We start from the raw sequence: 3,697 nt of genomic DNA, 5'->3' as shown, positions 1-3,697 counted from the left end.
ACCGGGCTCGGGGACTTCGCTCTCGTGGGCGACCCAGATCCAGGTGCTGTGGAAGATCTTCTGCAGTTCGGCGTCGAACAGAGCGGGGTCGGTGTAGAGGGAGGTGTGGACACGGTCGGGCTGGACCAGCTCGGCCGGGTCGACCGTCAGGTTGACGGCGGGGATCAGGTTGCTCACGGTATCGTCCTCTACTCAGGCGCGCTGGATGATCAGTTCGCGGCCGACACGGGCCTCGACCTTGGCGTAGCGCCACAGCTTGTACGGCCCGTCGCCCACCGCCGTGCAGCGGAACAGGTTGCAGGCGGCGTGCACGGTCTCGATGTCCGGTACGTCGGCCAGCAGGTAGGTGGTCCAGGGGAAGCCGTCGGACGGGCCGACCATGCCTTGGTCATCGTCCATGTTGCCCAGCACGTTCACCCCGGCCAGGTCGTGAATGCCATTCCACATCGCGCTGAAGGCGGCCCACACCTGCAGCTGCTCCTCACGGGGGGCATCGAAGAAGTTCTGGTTGATGCCCATGCAGAACAGCACACGCAACGCTTTCTTATCGCTCATGACAAAATTCCCGAAAGTTACAGGTAGCCCGGAAGGGGCTGTTTACCGAAGAACATCGCACCGGCGTTCTGGTACGTGACGTCGCCCATGAAGGCGTGCTGGGTCACCACCTGCGCATCGTTGACGCAGCGGGCCAGCGGGCTTTCGTTGTAGATGCCGGTCATGCCCGAGAGCATCTGCGCACTGCGCGCCACTTCAGCGGCCACGCGGGCGGCATGGGTGGAGGACAGGCGCAACAGGTTGGTGACGTCGACCGGTACCGGGTCGCCCGCCAGCACGTGCTCCCAGGCACGTTCGATGGACTCGTAGAAGAACGCCCGCGCCGAGCGCAGCGCCGCCTCGGCCTTGGCCACATCGACCTGGGCCAGCGGCCGGTCGGCCAGTGCCGGGGCGCCGGTCACCGAGATGCGCCCACTGGCCATGCCTGACAGTTCGTCCAATGCAGCGCGGGCGATGCCCAGCCCGACCACCGAGAGCACCTGGGTGGCGAACGACAGCGATGGGTAACGGAAGAACGGCTCGTCCAGGTTGGGCTTGCCGCCCCGCACGAAGGTCCACTGCTCGCCCACCACCACGTCCTCGACCACCAGGTCGTGGCTGCCGGTGCCGAGCAGGCCGACGGTGTCCCAGGTTTCTTCGATGCGCGCCTGCTGGCGCGGCATCACGGCCAGGCGCGGCAGGTCGAGCTTGTCGCCATTACGCGGGGCAATCCCGACCCCGACGATGTCCGCGCCCATGGACCCGCTGGAGTACTTCCAGCGGCCGTTGACCTTGAAGCCCCCAGGCACGATCTCGGCCGGTTGTGGCGGGAAGATGCCCCCGGCAAACACCGTGTCGGGGCTGTTGCCGTAGATCTCGGCGATGGTCTCCAGCGGCAGCGCCGCCAGGTACACGGGGCTCATGCCGAAGCTGGCCACCCAGCCGGCAGAGCCGTCTGCATGGGAGATGCGTTCGATCATTTCACAGAAGGCCCCCGGCGAGCACTCAAGCCCACCAAAGCGCTTAGGCACCAAGGCGCGGTACACGCCATGGGCCTTGAAGGCGTCGATCACATCGCGGGATATGTAGCGCTGGCGGTCGAACTCACCGAGGCGAGCACGATCACGAACACCGTCAAGCAAGGCCTCGAAAGCAGGGCCAGAGGCGAGCGCCGACACAGGCGCGGCACGCAGGCAAAGCGAATCCATGGACATTCTCCGTCTCAGGCGCGGTTTTTGTACTGATGCTTGTGGGGGGCGTTGGCTGGGCTCGTGGAAGGCAAGCACTGGCCATACAGAGGGGCGAAGGCAGGTTCGGGCGGCATGGTCTGTCTCTCTTGTTTTAGGTGCCGGTGACAAATATTTGCGGCGATTTACGTGAATTGTCAATTGAATTTTCACGCTAAATCAGGAGAAAAATTTGCCTATCCCTAACGGATAAACCCTCTAAAAATTGGCTATCTACATGATTTAAATGGATTTATACGACTTCAAAAACCGGTTTCAACGCGCCTAAAAAAACTAACGACCAGCGCCGATATCACGAAAAATTTTTAGCGCCTTTTTCACATGATTTCGGACAGAAAAAAACGCGTGTACGATGGCCTGGCATGGAGCGCGACAACGCCGGCCACCCACGCCGAGCACACAAAAAAAACAAGCCAACGCCCCACCAGGATGGATGGGGACACGCCAATGCCTGCCGTGATTACCCCCGAGGTCGAGGTCATGCCCACCCGCCATATCGATCTGCAGGACCACCGCCTGCGCTACCTGCACCTGAGCCATGACAAGGGCTCCATGCGCGCCGCTGCCGAAGCCCTCGGCGTCGCCACCTCATCGGTCAGCCGGCAGATCGCCCGGCTGGAAGAAGAACTGGGCATCGAACTGGTGCGCCCCGGCACCCACCGCATCAGCCTGACTGCCGCGGGCGAGGCTGCCGTGGACTACTACATCGAACGCATTCGCCAACACGCGCTGCTGGTCGACCGGCTGGACGAATTGCGAAGCCGCCAGCAAGCCTCGACGGTGATCGCCATCGGCGAAGGCCTGCTGGGGGCCCGGGCGATCAATTCGTTGCAGGGCTTTTTGCACGCGCACAATGCGCACAAGGCCGAGATCATCAGCGCCCCGTCCTTGGAGGTGCAGCGCATGGTGATGAACGACGAGGCGCACCTCGGCGTAGTCTTTGCGCCTAACGCGTCGGCCCGCCTGACGCGCCTGTTCAGCCTGGCGCAGCCATTGCGGATGATTGTTCACCGTGACAGCCGGATGGCCGAGCGCTCCACGGTCAGCCTCGCCGAAGTGGCCCGCGAATCACTGGTGCTGCCCGGCGCCAACTTCCGCGTGCGGGAGCTGGCGGATGCCGCCTGCAAGGACCAGCCGTTCGCCATCGTGCCCACCCTCACCTCCAACTCCCTGGCGGTGATTCTGGACTTCGTTCGGTCGGGGCTGGGCGCCACCTTGCTGGCCGAACTGCCGATCATCGACGAGCTCAAGAACGGCACCTTCAAGGCCCTGGCCATCGATTGCGAGGCGATGAATGCAACCGATATCCAGATTGTTACGCGCCGTGGGCGAACCTTGGATGGCATGAGCCGGGAATTGGCGACGGAGATGGCCAAGGCGGTGCGGATGGCGTTGTGATCTTGGTGCTTGTCTTATGACATGCAGCGCCTATGAGATCGCGCGCCGCCCGCGCGGCGCTTCGCAGCACAAGGCTGCTCCTACATCTGTTTCGGGCCAATTATTCCTGTGACATGGGCGCGCGCGCCCCTTTGCGCCCGTCTCACCTGTAGGAGCAGCCTTGTGCTGCGAAGCGCCGCGCGGGCGGCGCTCGATGTCCGCCCCCACAAAAAAACTACGCCGAACGCATAGCCACCCCCCATTGCAAAAAACGCAACAACATTGATCCCCCCTGTCATTGAGCCCCACCCCCCTGCCCTTTAGCGTTGCTCCCATAAGAAAACGCCCCATAGGTGACCCCCGTGAGCAACCTGATCCCCGCCGTCAACCTGACGGTCGACCCGGCCGAGCTGGTCCAGCCCGACCGTGTCCACACCTCCCTCTACACCGACCCGGCCCTGTTCGACGCCGAACTGCAGAAGATCTTCCACAGCACCTGGATCTGGGTCGCCCACGAGAGCGAAGTCCCCGAGCCCGGC

The 3,697-nt window shown here is 63.3% G+C and carries 3 protein-coding genes and 2 pseudogenes; 2 read left to right on the top strand and 3 right to left on the bottom strand.

Going from position 1 to position 3,697, the window contains the following annotated elements; genetic code table 11:
- From GIB19_RS27940 to iacA, 3 genes and pseudogenes are all read right to left on the bottom strand, one after another.
- Window positions 1-177 (bottom strand): annotated as a pseudogene (locus GIB19_RS27940) (aromatic ring-hydroxylating dioxygenase subunit alpha); the annotation flags it as partial.
- A gap of 15 nt (window positions 178-192) precedes the next feature.
- Window positions 193-555, bottom strand: a complete 363-nt coding sequence (locus GIB19_RS27935) for an IacB protein (RefSeq protein WP_274888830.1) — start codon at window positions 553-555, stop codon at window positions 193-195.
- Window positions 556-572: 17 nt separating this feature from the next.
- Entirely contained in the window at window positions 573-1,742 is a 1,170-nt protein-coding gene (gene iacA / locus GIB19_RS27930; RefSeq protein WP_085274412.1) for an indole-3-acetate monooxygenase, read from the bottom strand.
- Window positions 1,743-2,228: 486 nt separating this feature from the next.
- Here iacA and GIB19_RS27925 point away from each other — a divergent pair, with 486 nt between their 5' ends.
- Together GIB19_RS27925 and GIB19_RS27920 are read left to right on the top strand one after the other, a co-directional pair.
- Window positions 2,229-3,179: a LysR family transcriptional regulator gene (locus tag GIB19_RS27925; protein ID WP_265970363.1), complete on the top strand. Its 951-nt coding sequence runs from the start codon at window positions 2,229-2,231 to the stop codon at window positions 3,177-3,179.
- 341 nt (window positions 3,180-3,520) lie between these two features.
- A pseudogene (locus tag GIB19_RS27920) lies at window positions 3,521-3,697 on the top strand (aromatic ring-hydroxylating dioxygenase subunit alpha); the annotation flags it as partial.

This window comes from Pseudomonas sp. ITEM 17296 (assembly GCF_028895205.1).
Taxonomy (GTDB): Bacteria; Pseudomonadota; Gammaproteobacteria; order Pseudomonadales; family Pseudomonadaceae; genus Aquipseudomonas; species Aquipseudomonas kermanshahensis.
The sequence above is the reverse complement of the archived record's forward strand: the minus strand, read 5'-3'. Positions and strand labels throughout refer to the sequence as shown.